The organism is Promicromonospora sp. NPDC059942, from assembly GCF_042731755.1.
Classification (GTDB): domain Bacteria; phylum Actinomycetota; class Actinomycetes; order Actinomycetales; family Cellulomonadaceae; genus Promicromonospora.
The window spans coordinates 423,143-438,736 of sequence record NZ_JBHWLR010000002.1; the positions used below are offsets into that span (position 1 = coordinate 423,143).

General features: G+C 74.7%; 12 protein-coding genes. 7 read left to right on the forward strand and 5 right to left on the reverse strand.

Annotated elements, in window-relative coordinates; genetic code table 11:
• Window position 1: 1 nt before the first annotated feature.
• From hpaD to ACFV9Q_RS04415, 6 genes are read left to right on the forward strand one after another with little or no spacing between them, the layout of a single operon-like run.
• Window positions 2-1,132: a 3,4-dihydroxyphenylacetate 2,3-dioxygenase gene (gene hpaD / locus ACFV9Q_RS04390; protein ID WP_377233330.1), complete on the forward strand. Its 1,131-nt coding sequence runs from the start codon at window positions 2-4 to the stop codon at window positions 1,130-1,132.
• Entirely contained in the window at window positions 1,129-1,956 is an 828-nt protein-coding gene (locus ACFV9Q_RS04395; RefSeq protein ID WP_377233331.1) for a fumarylacetoacetate hydrolase family protein, read from the forward strand. The genes hpaD and ACFV9Q_RS04395 overlap by 4 nt, the downstream gene beginning before the upstream one ends.
• Window positions 1,941-2,744, forward strand: a complete 804-nt coding sequence (locus ACFV9Q_RS04400) for an HpcH/HpaI aldolase/citrate lyase family protein (RefSeq protein WP_377230838.1) — start codon at window positions 1,941-1,943, stop codon at window positions 2,742-2,744. Before ACFV9Q_RS04395 ends, ACFV9Q_RS04400 begins: the two co-directional genes overlap by 16 nt.
• A 10-nt stretch (window positions 2,745-2,754) precedes the next feature.
• On the forward strand, window positions 2,755-3,708 hold the full coding sequence (locus ACFV9Q_RS04405) for a Ppx/GppA family phosphatase (RefSeq protein WP_377233332.1): 954 nt from the start codon (window positions 2,755-2,757) through the stop codon (window positions 3,706-3,708).
• A gap of 49 nt (window positions 3,709-3,757) precedes the next feature.
• A complete protein-coding gene (locus tag ACFV9Q_RS04410) occupies window positions 3,758-4,642 on the forward strand; it encodes an oxygenase MpaB family protein (protein WP_377233333.1) in 885 nt (294 codons plus the stop codon).
• A 4-nt stretch (window positions 4,643-4,646) separates the two neighbouring features.
• Window positions 4,647-5,030 (forward strand): YciI family protein, encoded by a 384-nt coding sequence (locus ACFV9Q_RS04415; protein ID WP_377233334.1) that lies wholly within the window; start codon window positions 4,647-4,649, stop codon window positions 5,028-5,030.
• A 70-nt stretch (window positions 5,031-5,100) separates the two neighbouring features.
• On the opposite strand, the gene ACFV9Q_RS04420 is transcribed toward ACFV9Q_RS04415, so the two are convergent.
• From ACFV9Q_RS04420 to ACFV9Q_RS04440, 5 genes are all read right to left on the reverse strand, one after another.
• Window positions 5,101-7,710 carry an ABC transporter permease gene (locus tag ACFV9Q_RS04420; protein WP_377233335.1) on the reverse strand — a complete coding sequence of 870 codons (2,610 nt, stop codon included), beginning with the start codon at window positions 7,708-7,710 and terminating at the stop codon, window positions 5,101-5,103.
• Window positions 7,710-8,504, reverse strand: a complete 795-nt coding sequence (locus tag ACFV9Q_RS04425; RefSeq protein WP_377233336.1) for an ABC transporter ATP-binding protein — start codon at window positions 8,502-8,504, stop codon at window positions 7,710-7,712. The genes ACFV9Q_RS04420 and ACFV9Q_RS04425 overlap by 1 nt, the downstream gene beginning before the upstream one ends.
• A gap of 117 nt (window positions 8,505-8,621) precedes the next feature.
• Window positions 8,622-10,799: an alpha-galactosidase gene (locus ACFV9Q_RS04430; RefSeq protein ID WP_377233337.1), complete on the reverse strand. Its 2,178-nt coding sequence runs from the start codon at window positions 10,797-10,799 to the stop codon at window positions 8,622-8,624.
• Entirely contained in the window at window positions 10,796-12,838 is a 2,043-nt protein-coding gene (locus tag ACFV9Q_RS04435) for a beta-galactosidase (RefSeq protein WP_377233338.1), read from the reverse strand. The genes ACFV9Q_RS04430 and ACFV9Q_RS04435 overlap by 4 nt, the downstream gene beginning before the upstream one ends.
• Window positions 12,839-12,936: 98 nt before the next feature.
• Window positions 12,937-14,127 (reverse strand): ROK family protein, encoded by a 1,191-nt coding sequence (locus ACFV9Q_RS04440; protein WP_377233339.1) that lies wholly within the window; start codon window positions 14,125-14,127, stop codon window positions 12,937-12,939.
• A 175-nt stretch (window positions 14,128-14,302) separates the two neighbouring features.
• Between ACFV9Q_RS04440 and ACFV9Q_RS04445 the strand changes: the two genes are divergently transcribed.
• Window positions 14,303-15,592, forward strand: coding sequence for an ABC transporter substrate-binding protein (locus ACFV9Q_RS04445; RefSeq protein ID WP_377233340.1), 1,290 nt, complete (start codon window positions 14,303-14,305; stop codon window positions 15,590-15,592).
• Window positions 15,593-15,594: the final 2 nt, after the last annotated feature.

Here is a 15,594-nt window from a genome sequence, read left to right on the forward strand (position 1 = left end):
TATGCCTGAACCGATCGCGGCCCACTCGATCCCCACCCCTGTGGCGCCCCCGCCCGACATCCTGCGGTGCGCGTACATGGAGCTCGTGGTCACCGACCTGGCCGCCTCCCGCAACTTCTACGTGGACGTGCTCGGCCTGGTGGTCACGGAGGAGGACGCCGAGGCGGTGTACCTGCGCAGCATCGAGGAGTTCATCCACCACAACCTGGTGCTGCGCCAGGGTCCGGTGGCCGCCGTCGCCGCCTTCTCGTACCGGGTGCGCAGCCCGGAGGAGCTGGACCGGGCCGTCGCGTTCTACACGGAGCTCGGCTGCGAGGTGCGGCGCGCCCCGGAGGGCTTCACGCGGGGCATCGGCGACTCGGTGCGCGTGATCGACCCGCTCGGGTTCCCGTACGAGTTCTTCTACGACGTGCAGCACGTCGAGCGGCTCGCGTGGCGCTACGACCTGCACACGCCCGGCGCGCTGGTCCGGCTGGACCACTTCAACCAGGTCACCCCGGACGTGCCGCGCGCGGTGAAGTTCATGGAGGACCTCGGCTTCCGCGTCACCGAGGACATCCAGGACGCCGAGGGCACCACCTACGCCGCGTGGCTGCGCCGCAAGCCCACGGTGCACGACACCGCGATGACCGGCGGCGACGGCCCGCGCATGCACCACGTCGCCTTCGCCACGCACGAGAAGCACAACATCATCGCCATCTGCGACAAGCTCGGCGCCCTGCGCCTGAGCGACCGCATCGAGCGCGGGCCGGGCCGGCACGGCGTGTCCAACGCGTTCTACCTGTACCTGCGCGACCCGGACGGGCACCGCGTGGAGATCTACACGCAGGACTACTGGACGGGCGACCCCGACAACCCCGTGGTCACCTGGGACGTGCACGACAACCAGCGCCGCGACTGGTGGGGCAACCCGGTGGTGCCCTCCTGGTACACCGAGGCGTCGCCCGTGCTGGACCTGGACGGCGTCCCGCAGCCCGTCGTCGCCCGCACCGACACCTCGGAGATGGCCGTGACCATCGGCGCGGACGGGTTCTCCTACACGCGCCCGGAGGACGCCTCCCGCGCGCAGGACGACGCCGACGTGCTGCCGTCCTGGAAGCAGGGCGAGTACAAGCTGGGGCACCAGCTGTGACGGGGCAGGAGGCCGGCGGCGGCGCCGACGACGGCCGCACGCTCGACGACGCGACGGTCACCGCGATCGCCGACGAGCTGGCGCGCGCCGACGCCGACCGCGCCACCGTGCCGCTCCTGACGGCGCGGTACCCCGGCATGACCATCGAGGACTCCTACGCCGTGCAGAACACCTGGCGGCGGCGCGGCATCGAGGCCGGACGCCGCCCGGTGGGCCGCAAGATCGGGCTGACGTCGAAGGTCATGCAGGCGGCCACCGGCATCACCGAGCCCGACTACGGCGCGATCTTCGCCGACATGGTCCACGAGAACGGGTCCGTGATCGAGCACGCCCGGTTCTCGAACGTGCGGGTCGAGGTCGAGCTCGCCTTCGTGCTGAACCAGCGCGTCGCCGGGCCGGACGCCACGGTCTTCGACGTGCTGCGCGCCACCGAGTACGTGGTGCCCGCGCTGGAGATCCTCTCCTCGCGCATCGAGCTGGCCGGCCGCACCATCGTCGACACCATCAGCGACAACGCCGCGATGGGCGGCATGGTCTACGGCGGCAACCCCGTGAAGGTCGGGGAGACCGACCTGCGCTGGGTCGCCGCGCTGCTGTACCGCAACGAGGTCATCGAGGAGTCGGGCGTCGCCGCCGCGGTGCTGAACCACCCCGCGGCCGGCGTCGCCTGGCTCGCCAACAAGCTCGCCCGGCACGGCGACATGCTGGAGCCCGGCGAGATCATCCTGGCCGGCTCCTTCACGCGGCCGATGTGGGTGGAGCCGGGGGACACCGTGCTGGCCGACTACCGAGAGCTGGGGACCGTCTCGTGCCGATTCGTCTGACCCTCCCGCCCACGTTCCGGGACCGCATCGAGGCCGCCGGCCGGCCGCTGGCCGGCATGTGGGTCTGCTCCGGCAGCCCCGTGGTGGCCGAGATCTGCGCCGGCGGCGGCCTGGACTGGCTCTTGATCGACGGCGAGCACTCGCCGATCGGCCTGGAGACCACCACGGCCCTGCTCCAGGCGGTCGCCCCGTATCCCGTCACCCCGGTGGTGCGGGCGCCGTCGGGCGACCCCGTGGTGCTCAAGCAGCTCCTCGACCTGGGCGCGCAGAACGTGCTGGTGCCCATGGTCGACACCGCCGAGCAGGCCCACGACGTGGTGCGGGCCGTGCGTTACCCGCCCCGCGGCGTCCGCGGCGTCGGCAGCGCCCTGTCCCGGGGCGCGCGCTGGAACCGCGTCGAGAACTACCTGGCCGACGCCGACCGGCACGTCTCCCTGTTCGTGCAGGTCGAGTCGGTCGAGGGCGTCGAGAACGCGGCACTGATCGCCGGCGTCGACGGGGTGGACGGCGTGTTCGTCGGCCCCTCGGACCTGGCCGCGTCCATGGGCGTGCTCGGGCAGCAGACTCACCCCGCCGTCACCGCCGCGGTGCACCGCACGTTCGAGGCCGTGCGCAGCGCGGGCAAGCCCGTCGGCGTCAACGCCTTCGACCCCGCCGTGGCCCAGGCCTACCTGGACGACGGCGCGTCGTTCGTGCTCGTCGGGGCCGACGTCGCGCTGCTCGCCCGCGGCGCGGAGGCGCTCGCGGACCGCTGGACCGCCGACCCTCCGGCGGGCACCGCCGGGTAGCGTTCGGTCCATGCGTCTGGGCGTCCTCGACATCGGTTCCAACACGGGTCACCTGCTGGTGGTCGACGCCCACGGCGGCGCCGCGCCGCTGCCCGCGTCGTCGTACAAGGAGCCGCTGCGGCTCGCGGAGCACCTGGACGACGCCGGCGCCGTCGGCCCGGCGGGCGTGGAGGCCCTCGTGGAGTTCACGGCGCAGGCCGTGCGCGTCGCGGAGGACCGGGGTTGCGCGGAGACGCTGGCGTTCGCGACGTCCGCCGTGCGCGAGTCGGTGAACGCCGAGGCGGTGCTCGCGGCCGTGCAGGAGCGCACCGGCGTGCTCCTGGAGGTGCTCAGCGGCGCGGACGAGGCCCGGCTCACGTTCCTCGCGGTGCGCCGGTGGTTCGGCTGGTCGGCCGGGCGGCTCGCCGTCTTCGACATCGGCGGAGGCTCCCTGGAGATCGCCGGCGGCGCCGACGAGGCGCCCGACGCCGCGTGGTCGCTCCCGCTCGGGGCCGCGCGCCTGGCCCGCACGCACTTCGCCGCTGCGCCCGATGGCGCCGGGCCGGACGACGATGCGCTGCACGCCCTGCGCCGGGACCTGCGCGCCGACATCGCGCGCAACGCCGGCGACCTGCTGCGCTCCGGCCGCCCCGACCGCGCGGCCGCGACCTCGAAGACGTTCCGGTCGCTCGCCCGGATCTGCGGCGCCGCGCCCGCGGGGGACGGGCCGCTCGTGCCGAGGACCCTGCGGCTCGACGACCTGCGCGCACGGATGGACGAGCTGGTCCGGACCGCGCCCGCCGACCTGGCCGCGCTGCCCGGCGTCTCGCCGAGCCGGGCCCACCAGATCGTGCCCGGCGCGCTGGTCGCGGAGGCCTGCATGGACGTGTTCGACCTGCCGGAGCTGGAGATCTGCCCCTGGGCGCTGCGCGAGGGCGTGATCCTGGAGCGCCTGGACCTCATGCCGCACCTCGCGGCGGGCTGACGCCGCACCGCATGGCCGGCCGCGGGCCGGGCGGGCGGATACTGGCGGCATGCCCGTCGTCACGAGTCCCGTCGAACGCCTGCGTGCCCGGGTGGGGAACGCCCTCTTCACGAAGGTGGCGGGGCCCCACGGGTTCGAGGCGCGCGACCGCATCCACCTCACGCCCGGACCGCGCTGGTTCCCGCCCGGCAGCCCGATCCGCCTGGTGCACGCCGACTCGGCGACGTTCGCGGGCGGGCTCCGGGCGCTCCTGCTCCAGTCGCTGCACCCGCTCGCGATGGCGGGGGTGGCCGGCCACTCCGGCTACCGCGGCGACCCGTGGGGGCGGCTGGCCCGCACCTCCACGTTCCTGGCGACCACCACGTTCGCGACCGCCGAGCACGCCCAGGAGATGGTCGACCGCGTGCGCGCGGTGCACGACCGCGTGCGGGGCCGGGCCCCCGACGGGCGCCCCTACCGCGCGAGCGACCCGCACCTGCTCACCTGGGTGCACGTGGCCGAGGCCGACTCGTTCCTGGCCGCCCACCAGCGCTACGGCGAGCGGCCGCTCAGCCCCGCGGAGGCGGACGAGTACGTGGCCCAGTCCGGCCGGGTGGCCCGCGCGCTCGGGGCCGAGGTGGTACCGGAGTCGGTCGCCGAGCTGGCCGAGTGCCTGCGGTCCTACCGCGCCGAGCTCGTCGCCACGCCCGAGGCCCTCGACACCGCGCACTTCCTGCTGCGCGAGCCGCCGCTGCCCTGGGTGGCCCGCGCGCCCTACCGCCTGCTCGCCGCCGGCTCGGTGGCGCTGCTGCCCGGCTGGGCGCGCGCCGAGCTGGACGTCGAGACCTGGTTCAGCCGGACCCTGGGCGGGCCCGCCGGGGCGGTCGCCGTCCGGGGCGTGCGGTGGGGACTGGGCTCCGCCGGAGGCCGGGAGCGCTGGGCCTCAGTAGCCTGAGGGAATGGCGAGCGACCCCGACGTCCCCGACGCCTTCGACGTGTACACGGTCGTGGTCCTGCGGCGTCCGCCCGACGCCCCCGGCATCACGGACGACGCCCTGATCGACCTCCAGGCGCGCCACCTCGCCTACCGGGCCGACCTGCGGCGCCGGGGCGTGCTCGTGGTGAACGGGCCGTTCGACCTCCGCAGCGACCCGTCGTACCGCGGGATGTCGATCTTCGCGTGCTCCCCGGACGAGGCCGCCCGGCTGTCCGACGGCGACCCGTCCGTCGCCGCCGGCCGGCTCGCCTACGACGTGCTGGAGTGGTGGGTCGCCGCCGGCTCGCTCGCGTTCCCGCTCGCGGCCGGGCAGGTGGGGGACCGCCGCAGCATGCCGGACGACTGAGCGCCGGAACCGACGACAACGCCCGGGCACGATCACACCGTGCCCGGGCGCCGTCGTCAGCGCGGGACGCTCACTCCACGCCGAGCGCCGCGACCGGCGACGTCCGGACGGCGGCCCGCGCCGGGATCACGGAGGCCAGCAGCCCCGCGACGAGGGCGACGCCCAGGACCAGCGCGATGTCCGTCCACGGCACGGCGTACCGCACGTCGCCCATCAGGGACAGGGCGGTGGCCGCCCCGGCCCAGCCGAACACCAGCCCGAGCACGATGCCGAGCGCCGCGCCGACGCCCGCGATGAGCATGCCCTCGACCGCGAGCATGGCCCGCAGCTGGTCCTTGCCGAGCCCGATCGCCCGCAGGGTCGCGGACTCCCGGGTGCGCTCGATGACCGAGAGGGACAGCGTGTTGGTGACGCCGATCAGGGCGATCACCACGGCCACGGCGAGCAGGCCCACGACGATGCCGAGGATCACGTCCACGACCTGGCGGAACTGCGCGGCCTGCGCCGCCGGGCCCATGACGAACGCCCCGCCGTCGACCTCCGCCACGGCGTCCTGCACGTCCGTGAGCACCGCCGCGGGGTCGGAGCCGTCGATGTGCGCCCAGACGTCGCTCCACGTGTCGTCGCCGGCGACCCGGTCGAGGTCGGCGGCCGTGATCATGCTGCTGAGCGGGTCGGCGGTGGTGATGACGACCGTCAGGTCGACGGCGCCGCCGGGACCCTCCACGGTGGTGCGGTCGCCCTCGGCGAGGTCCACCGAGTCCGCGGCGTCCTGCGTCAGCAGGATCGAGCCCTCGGTCAGCCGCTCCGCCTCCTCGGCCACGTTCACGACGGCCGCGAGGTCCCGCGGGTCGGCGCCCGCGACCGACATGTCCTCCACCCCGGCGAGCGTGACGCTCGCGTTGGAGACCAGCACGGTGTCGGAGACCCCGTCCGTGCCGGCGACGGCCTCGTGCACGTCGTCGACATACCGCGGGTCGGACGGCGACGCGCTCACGTCGTACGGGAACGTCTCGTCGAGCAGGCTGTCCGCCGACATCCGGGCGCTCGCGGCCCCCGTGGACATCATGGTGACCAGCGTGACGCCGATGAGCAGCGCGGTGGAGGTCGCCGCCGTCCGCCGTGGGTTGCGCAGCGTGTTGGCGACGGCCAGCCGGGCCGCCGGGCCGCTGCGGGACACGAGCGAGCCGAGGCCCGCCGCGACGCGCGGCAGCCACAGCACGGCGCTCAGCACCACGCCGAAGAATGCGAGCGAGCCGCCGCCCACGGCCGCGAGCAGGCCGAACTGCGGGCTGCCCTGCATCCCGAGGGCCACGCCGATCGCGAGGCCTCCGAAGCCGCCGATGACGCACAGCAGCGAGATCACCAGGCGCGCCCGGCCGGTGCGGGCGCGCAGGGTCGGCGCGTCCGAGGGCCGCAGGGCGGCCAGCGGCGCGACCCGGGTGGCCGAGCGGGCCGGGGCGAGCGCCGCCAGGACCGTCACGCCCACGCCGACGGCCAGCGGCAGCACGACGGCCTGCCAGGTCAGGGCGATGGTGGTCGGCAGCGGCACGCCGAGGTCGAACGACGGCGCGACGAGCAGCGCGATCTGCGCCAGCACCGCGCCCGCCACGATGCCCGCGGCCGACGCGACGACGCCGAGCATCGCGGCCTCCAGCAGCACGCTGCGGTAGAGCTGGCCGGCGTCCGCGCCGATGCAGCGCAGCAGCGCCAGGGTGCGGGTGCGCTGGGCCACGAGCACCTGGAACGTGTTGGTGATGACCATGGCCGCGATGAGCAGCGCGATGGCGGCGAACGTCAGCACGAACACCAGGAAGACGAGGTCCTGGCCGCCGGTCTGCTCGGCGGTCCGCTCGGTCGCGACCTGCTCGACCGTCTGCACGGTCACGTCGCCGGCGGCGTCGGGGAAGGCCCCCTGGAGCGTGTCGCGCAGCCCCGCCGGGACCTCGCCGCCGTCGAGCGGGGCGTCGAGCGCGACGAGCAGCTCGGTGACCGGGTCGGAGTAGGGCTCGGCGGCGTTCCAGGCGTCGAGCGTCGCGGCCGGGACCGCGGCGGCGCCGCCGTAGGAGGTGTAGGCGCCGTACGGGTCGTCGGCGATGCCGGTCACGGTCAGCGTCTCGGTGACGTCCTTCGGGTCGCCGAGCTCCTCGCCCGGGTCGTCGGCCTCGCTCTCGGCCCAGCCCTCGGGGTAGACGGTCCGGTTGACCGTCACGGTGTCGCCGACGGCGACCTCCATGCGCTCGGCGACGGTCGTGGACAGGGCCACCTCGCCGTCGGCCGCCGGCCAGTCGCCGTCGGTCAGCTCCAGCGGGGACAGGCGGGGGTCGGTGGGCACCGGGGCGAAGGCCTGGAAGCCGCCCTTGCCGCCGTTGCGCAGGTCGCCGAACCACGTGATGACCGGCTGGACGGCCGCGACGTCGTCGAGCGCCGCGACGGCCTGGACGTCACCGTCGGTGATGCCGTCGGCGTCGCCGTCCGGGCTGGTCACCACGACGTCGGCCCGCGCGTACCCGGCCGCGACCATGTCGTGGGTGGTGCCGTTGATGACGCCGCCGGCCAGGAGGGTCACGGTGACGAAGGCGGTGCTGATCAGGATGGCCACACCGGCGGCGGTGAGCCGGCCGGTGCTGCGGCGCATCTGCCCCAGGGTGAGGCGTGCGGTGGGGAAGGAGTTCGACATCACGCACCCGTCCGGGCAGGACCGGTGGTGACGGCGGGCTCGAGGGTGCGCAGGGCGTCCAGCCCGGCCATGGCGGACTCGGGGGTCGGGTCGGAGATGTCGCCGGCGATCCGGCCGTCGGCGATCAGCACGACCCGGTCCGCATAAGCGGCCGCGGACGGGTCGTGGGTGACCATGATGATCGTGCGGCCCAGCTCCCGCACCGAACGACGCAGGAACGACAGGACCTCCGCACCGGAGCGGGAGTCGAGGTTGCCGGTGGGCTCGTCGGCGAACACGACGTCGGGCTGCGCGATCAGCGCACGCGCGATCGCGACCCGCTGCTGCTGCCCACCGGACAGCTCGCCCGGGCGGTGGGTCAGGCGCCCGGTCAGGCCCAGGGTCTCCACCAGCGTGTTCAGCCACGCCCGGTCCAGGGTCGCCCCGGCGAGCTCGACGGGCAGCGTGATGTTCTGTTCCGCGGTGAACATCGGCAGCAGGTTGAACTGCTGGAACACGAACCCGATCCGGTCGCGGCGCAGGCGCGTGAGGGCCTTGTCGTTCAGGCCGGTGATCTCGGTCTCGCCGAGGAAGGCCTGCCCGCCGGTGGCGGAGTCCAGGCCGGCCAGCAGGTGCATCAGGGTCGACTTGCCCGAGCCGGAGGGGCCCATGATCGCGGTGAACCGGCCCTGCTCGAAGTCGACGTCCACGCCGTCCAGGGCGCGCACGATCGCCTCACCCTTGCCGTACGTCTTGGTCAGGGAACGGGCGCGCACTGCGGGTGACGACCCTGGCGCGTACACGGTGGTGTCCATGGGAAGGACGCTACGGAGCGGCGGTACGTCAGCGCGTCCGGCCCCGGTCTGGTCTTGGTCGGCCCCTGGGTCATACCCAGGTCGTACGACCCACCCTGACCAGCCCGGGGGCGGGCGTCAGTCGACGGCGTCGAGCTCGACGACGACGGCGTGCGCGGGGTGCAGCAGCGGGAGCCGCAGCCCGACGGCGCCGAGCGCGGCGCCGGGCACCTCCGCGGGTACCTCCGCCGCCGTGAACAGCGGCGGCGCGTTGCGCGGCGGGTCGGCGGCCAGCGGCAGCGAGACCCGGTACCGGCGCGCCGGGTCCAGCCCGGGCACGCGCAGCAGCGCGGGCAGCGCGCGGTCCCCGGTCACCGACCGCACCACGCGCACCACCGCCCGGCTCCGGTCGGGCGCGACGACGACGGTCGCGCTCGTCCCCGCGTCGCCGGTCGGCGGGTGGTGCACGTCGCCCGTGTGCAGCAGCGACCGCAGCCGCCGGTACGCGGCGATGCCGTCGCGCAGCCGCCCCAGCTCGTCCGGCGTGCCCGCCGTCAGGTCCCACTCGATGCCGAAGTGCCCGGTCAGCGCCACGGCGATCCGCAGGTCGAGCCCCGTGGCGCGTCGCGTGGTGTGGGCCACGGGCGGGCCCACGTGCGTGCCCACGAGCTCCGGGGGCAGCAGCAGCTCGGTCCAGCGCTGGATCGCCAGCCGCTCGACCGGGTCGTTCGTGTCGGAGGCCCACACCCGGTCCGTGTGCTCCAGGACGCCGAGGTCCACGCGCGCCCCGCCCGAGGCGCACGCCTCGATCTCCAGGCCCGGGTGCCGCGCCCGGAGCGCCGCCAGCAGGCGGTAGACGGCCTCGGTGTGCCGGTGCACGTTCGCCCGGCCGGCGGTCACGGCCTCGATGAGGTCGCGGTTCTGGTCCCACTTGATGTAGTCGAGCCGGTACTCGGCCACGAGCGCCGACACGGCCTCCAGCAGGTGGTCGAACACCTCCGGCCGCGACACGTCGAGCACGAACTGGTTGCGCCAGGGCCGCACCTCGTTCGCGATCGGCTGCAGCAGCCAGTCCGGGTGCTCGCGGGCGAGCTCCGAGTCGAGGCTGACCATCTCGGGTTCGAGCCACAGCCCGAACTCCATGCCGTGGCCGCGCACGACGTCGACCAGCGGGTGCAGCCCGTCCGGCCACGGCTCAGGGTCCACGCGCCAGTCGCCCAGTCCTGCCGAGTCGTCGCGGCGGCCGAGGAACCATCCGTCGTCGAGCACGAACCGCTCCACGCCGACGTCGGCGGCCAGCCGGGCGAGCCGCTGGAGCTTGCCGAGGTCGTGGTCGAAGTAGACGGCCTCCCAGGTGTTGAGCGTCACCGGGCGGGGGCGGCGCGGGTGCCCGGCCCGGCCCCGCACGAACCGGTGGAACCGCTGCCCGACGCCGTCGAGCCCTTCGTCGCTCCACACGAACAGCGCGGCCGGGGTGCGGAACGAGGCGCCCGGCTCGACCGTGATCTCACCCGGCCGCAGGAGCGGCCCGGCGCCGAGCAGCGTGCGGCTCTCGGGCAGCGCGTCGACCCGGTGCACCGCGTCACCGCTCCACGCGAGGTGCACGGCCCACACCTCGCCCCGGGTGTCGTCGAACCCGGCGGTCCCGAGCGCGAGCACCAGCGGGGAGTCGTGCCCGGTGCGGCCGCGGCGCGACTCGCGCGCCTGGCTGCCCTGCGTGAGCGGACGGCGCTGCGGGGTGCGCTCGCGCGTCCAGCGCCCCGAGAAGTCCAGGACCTCCGCGGCGACGTCGCCGACCGGCATGGTCGCCTCCAGGATCGCGAGGTCGACCGGCTCGGCGCCTGTGTTGTGCAGCTCGTGCTCGACCCGCAGCACTCCCGACGGATCGAGGTCGAGGTCTACGACGACGCGCAGCCCCGCGGCCTCGGCGGCCACGCGCAGGTGCCGCTCGTCGCCGTCGGCCGCGGTGCGCCGCCAGCGCGGCAGGAGCGCCCGGCGGCCCACGTGCCCGGCGAGGCCCGGTCGGCCCTCCCAGCCGTCGTGCTCGCCGGGGAGCACCGTGAGCGGCCACGGCGCGTCGAGCGCGCTCGGCGACGCCGGGCGCGCCACGGACCGCAGCAGCCGCCGCGCGTCGTCCGCGCCGAGCGGGCCGATGTCCCGGCCCCAGTGCACCACCTCCGGCAGCCCGTCGTCCGGCAGGGCGAGCACGATGCCGACGCCGGCCGCGCGCAACACGTGCACGAGCGGGCCCGAATCGGCGCCGGTCACGTCGGTGCCGGGCTCCGTGCCGGTCACCTCGGTCGCCTCGGTCGTCACTCGGCGGCGCTCTCGCGCAGCACGACCACGCGGCCCGCGGGCACGAGCGCCGCGCCGTCGAACGTCGCGTCGTCGAGGAGCGAGCGGCCGGACACGGCCACCGTCTCGTCGGCGGCGGAGTGGTTGATGAGGAACAGGACGTCGCCGTCCGGCGTCCGGCGTCGGACCGCCTCGATCGCCGTGCTCGCCTCGACCGCCCGGGGCAGGGCGAGCTCGTCGATGAGCCGGTCGGCGATCCGCGTGGCCGAGTCGAGCGGGAGATGCGCGGAGACGTACCAGGCGGCGCCGTCGCCGACGGCGTTGCGGGTCACGGCCGCCCGGCCGGCGGCGTCGCCGTCGGCATAGGTCACGACCGCCTCGGCGCCGTGCAGGTTGGTGTCCTCGCTCCAGTCGGTGACCTCGCCGCCGTCGGACAGGCGCACCGTCTCGTCGGCCTGCAGCGGGCGGAACTCCTCGGTCGTGACGCCGAGCAGGTCGCGGAACGCGCCGGGGTAGCCGCCGCCGCGCACGCGGCTGGTCTCGTCGACGATGCCGGACAGGTACGTGACGAGCGCCGTGCCCCCGCCGCGCACGAACGCCTCGACCCGCGCGGCCTGCGCGTCGGAGACCACGAGCAGCGTGGGCAGGACGACGAGGTCGTAGCCGTCGAGGTCGGCGTCGGCCGGGAGCACGTCGACCAGCACCTGCCGCTGCCAGAAGACCCGGTGCCAGAGCCGGGTCTCGCGGGAGTACCGCAGGCCGTGGTGCGGCTTGAGCCCCTGCTGGAAGGCCCAGGCGGACTCCTCGTCGACCAGGAGCGCGACCTTCGCGGGCTCCACCGGCGCGCCGGCGATGCCGCGCAGCTGCCGCAGCGCCGCGCCGAGCCGCACGACCTCGCGCCACACGCGGGTCTCGGTGCCGGCGTGGGGCAGCATCGCGGAGTGGAACTGCTCGGTCCCCGCGGTCGAGGCCCGCCACTGGAAGAACATCGCGCCGTCCGACCCGCGCGCCACGTGCGCCAGCGCGTTGCGGAGGATCTCGCCGGGGGTCTTGGCGCGGTTGCGCTCCTGCCAGCTCGGCGCCCCGGTGGAGTGCTCCATGAGCAGCCACGGCTGACGGGCCCGCGCCAGCCCCCGCATCCGGTCGGCCGCGAACGCGAGGTCCTGCTCGCGCACCGGGTCGGCCCCGATCGTGTAGTGGTCGTTCGCCACGACGTCGACGTGCCCGGCCCAGTCGGAGTAGTCGACCACGTGCCCGCCGGAGCCCACCATGAAGTTGGTGGTGACGGGCACGGCGCTGTGCGCGCGCAGCACCTCGGCCTCGGCGAGGTAGTGCTCCAGCAGCTCGTCGGAGGAGAACCGCTCGAACGCGAGGAACAGGCCAGGGGTCGCCTTGTCCCGGTCGCCGCGGGGCGGCTCGATGTGCTCGATGTCGGTGAAGTGGTGCCCCCAGAACGCCGTGCCCCACGCGGCGTTGATCGCCTCGACCGTGCCGTACTCGGCGCGCAGCCACTCGCGGAACCGCGCGGCCGACACGTCGCACCAGCACCGCCCGTTGCCGCCGCCGAGCTCGTTGCTCACGTGCCACAGGCGCACCGCGGGGTGGTCGCCGTACCGCTGCGCGAGCGCCGTGGTGATCCGCAGCGCGTGCTCCCGGAACACCGGGGAGCTGGCGCACCAGCCGAGCCGCCCGCCGGGCTGCTCGCGCACGCCGTGCGCGTCGACGGGCAGCATCTCGGGGTGCGCGTGCAGCAGCCAGCTCGGCGGTGCGGCGGTGGGGGTCGCGAGGTCGACGGCGATGCCCGCGTCGTGCAGCAGGCCGATGATCTCGTCGAACCAGCCCCAGTCGTACTCGCCCTCGCGCGGTTCGAGCAGGCCCCACGAGAACACGCCGAGGGTGACGATGTTGACGCCCGCCTCACGCATGAGCCGCACGTCCTCGCGCCACACCTCCGGCGCCCACTGCTCGGGGTTGTAGTCGCCGCCGTAGCTCAGGCCGTCGGTCGGCCAGGCGGGCAGGGCGCGGCGGGTGGGGGGTCGCTCGGTCGCACGACGGGCCACGGGGCATCTCCTTCGATGTCGGTGCGGGGACGGGCGCGCCCCCGGCGTCAGACTTGTCGAGCCTGCGGGTGTTTGTCAATCTGCGGAACAAACAGCGGTCAGAACCGGAGCATCGTCCGCAGCCCCACGACCGCCCCGCCGCGGGCCCACTCGTCGAACTGGAACGGCTGGACGTCCAGCGCCAGCGGCGGGATGCCGGGCGAGCGGACCTCCTCGATCGTGGCCCGCACCTGGTCGCCGGCGAGCTCCATGACCACGAGGCCGTCCCCGGCGAGCACGATCTTCTGCGGGTCCAGCGCGTTGGCGACGGTGCCGATCAGCACCCCGAGCGCCTGCCCGGCGTCGGCGAAGGCGCGCCGCGCGACAGCGTGGCCGTCGCGCGCCAGGGCGACCGCGCCGTCGAAGTCGAGGCCGGGGATGCGCAGCGCGTCGACGATCGCCTGGTTCGGCAGCAGCGCGCTCACGCAGCCGCGGTGGCCCTGGCCGCAGATGGGGCCCGCCGAGTCGACGCGGAGGTGGTCGAGCCGCCCGGCGCGCCCGTGGTGCCCGGTGACCACCCGGTCGTCGACGACGAACCCGAAGCCCACCCCGGTGCCCACGGTGATGAGCGCGAGCGAGGAGCAGCCCACGCCCGCGCCGAACCAGTGCTCGGTGGCGGTGAGCGCCCGCACGTCGTTCTCCGCGCCCACCGGGATGCCGAGGCGTTCGGTGAGCATCTCCGCGAGGTGCACGTCCCGCCAGCCGAGGAACGGGGAGTCCTTGACCACCTGGCGCCCGTCCACCACGGTGAGGTCGCCCGCCAGCGCGACCCCGCCGGCGACGATCGAGCCGAACCGCTCCGCGAACCGGGCGTGGGCGGCGGCGATCTGCTCGATCACCGCGCCCGGCTCCCGGTCCGTGATGCGCTCCTCGTGGGCCGCCACGATGCGCGCGCCGAGGTCGGTGACGACGGCGAACAGGGCGTCGCCCGTGAGCTTCACCCCGAGGAAGTGCCGGGCCTCGTGGCGCACCACGAGCAGCTCGCTCGGCCGCCCGGTCGCGCCGCGCAGCTCGACCTGGCCCTCCGTGACCAGGCCGTGGTCCATGAGCGCGCGGGTCACGCGGGTCAGGCTCGCGCGGGACACGCCGAGCCGGCGCGCGATCTCGGCGCGGGGGAGCGGGCCGTGGATCAGCAGCTCGCGCAGCACGCTGCGCTCGGCGTCGGCGAGCGCCGGCCACACGGCCGCGCCGCCCGGTGCCGTGCCGTCCGGCGTCGTGCCCTCCGACACCGTGGACTGACCTCGTGACATCGCTACCTCGTCTCTGGGGCTCGGATCCTATCCGCCACCAGGGGCCGGACAGTCGTGCCGCGCCGCCCGTTCGGCCGACCCTTTGTTTCGATAATTGACAAAGGGTAGGCGCGCCGTCAGACTCTGGTCCAGTTGGCGCCCGGTCGCCGACGAGTACCGATCAAAGGAGATCCCGATGCGCATCCGACCCCTCGTGGCTTGTGCGGCCACGGTCGCCGCCGTCACCGTCCTGAGCGGCTGTGGCGCCGCGAGCGCCGAGTCCGAGGGCCCCGTCACCCTCGAGTACTGGGCGTGGCCGGCCGGCAGCAAGACCGTCGTCGACACGTGGAACGCGGCCCACCCGGACATCCAGGTGAAGCTCTCCGACGCCGGCGGCGGGGACGAGTCGTCCCAGAAGCTGCTCACGGCGTCGCGCGCCGGCAACGCGCCCGACCTGGCCCTCGTGGAGTACACGACCCTGCCGTCGCTGATCGTCGCGGACGTGCCGCTGGAGATCACCGACTACGTGGGCGACGTGCAGGACGCCTTCACCGAGGGCACCTGGGCGCAGACGACGTTCGACGGCGCCGTGTTCGGCGTGCCGCAGGACGTGGGCCCGATGGCGCTGGTCTACCGCGAGGACCGCTTCGAGGAGCTCGGGGTGCCGGTGCCCACCACGTGGGCGGAGTTCCGCGACGCCGCCGCGGCGGTGCAGGAGGCCGACCCGGACGCCGTCATCGCCAGCCTGCCGCCCACGGAGTTCGGCTTCTTCGCCGGCGTGGCCACGCAGGCGGGCGGGCAGTGGTGGTCGGTGGACGGCGACGAGTGGACCGTCGGGATCGCCGACGAGGCGTCCCTGGAGGTGGCCGACTACTTCGAGGAGCTGGCCGCGGACGGCCTGATCCAGACGGAGCCGCTGCTGACCCCCGAGTACAACGCGATGATCAACGACGGCACCATGCTCTCCTGGCCGTCGGCCGTGTGGGCGCCGGGCGTCATCGAGTCCGTCGCGCCCGACACCGCGGGGAGCTGGGCGATGGCGCCGCTGCCGCAGTGGACGCCGGGCGACGCGGCGGTCGCCTACCAGGGCGGTTCCGCCCTGGTGGTCACGAAGGACAGCGAGCACCCCGAGGAGGCGGCCGAGTTCGCCACCTGGCTGAACTCCACCGAGGAGGGCAACACCCTGCTCCTGGACGAGCAGAGCCTGTACCCGGCGTCCAGCCTGGGGCAGGAGATGGCCGAGAGCAACGACCCGCCGACCCTGATGCCGCAGCAGATGGACTTCTACTCCGTCTCCGCCGACATCTCCGCCGAGACCGTCCCGGTGACCTGGGGGCCGAACGTCAACCTCGCCAAGTCGGTCTTCGAGGACGAGCTGGGCAAGGCCATCCGCAACGGCACCCCCTGGCGGGACGCGTTCGTCGCCACCCAGGAGGCCGTGGTCGCCGACATGACGGAGACCGGATTCGCCGTGAGCAACGGCTGATC

Excerpts from the sequence above, each read along its gene's own strand:
- hpaD (WP_377233330.1), top strand. The coding sequence starts at position 2 with ATGCCTGAACCGATCGCGGCCCACTCGATCCCCACCCCTGTGGCGCCC.
- ACFV9Q_RS04405 (WP_377233332.1), top strand. The coding sequence starts at position 2,755 with ATGCGTCTGGGCGTCCTCGACATCGGTTCCAACACGGGTCACCTGCTG.
- ACFV9Q_RS04410 (WP_377233333.1), top strand. The coding sequence starts at position 3,758 with ATGCCCGTCGTCACGAGTCCCGTCGAACGCCTGCGTGCCCGGGTGGGG.
- ACFV9Q_RS04415 (WP_377233334.1), top strand. The coding sequence starts at position 4,647 with ATGGCGAGCGACCCCGACGTCCCCGACGCCTTCGACGTGTACACGGTC.
- ACFV9Q_RS04420 (WP_377233335.1), bottom strand. The coding sequence starts at position 7,710 with ATGTCGAACTCCTTCCCCACCGCACGCCTCACCCTGGGGCAGATGCGC.
- ACFV9Q_RS04425 (WP_377233336.1), bottom strand. The coding sequence starts at position 8,504 with ATGGACACCACCGTGTACGCGCCAGGGTCGTCACCCGCAGTGCGCGCC.
- ACFV9Q_RS04440 (WP_377233339.1), bottom strand. The coding sequence starts at position 14,127 with ATGTCACGAGGTCAGTCCACGGTGTCGGAGGGCACGACGCCGGACGGC.
- ACFV9Q_RS04445 (WP_377233340.1), top strand. The coding sequence starts at position 14,303 with ATGCGCATCCGACCCCTCGTGGCTTGTGCGGCCACGGTCGCCGCCGTC.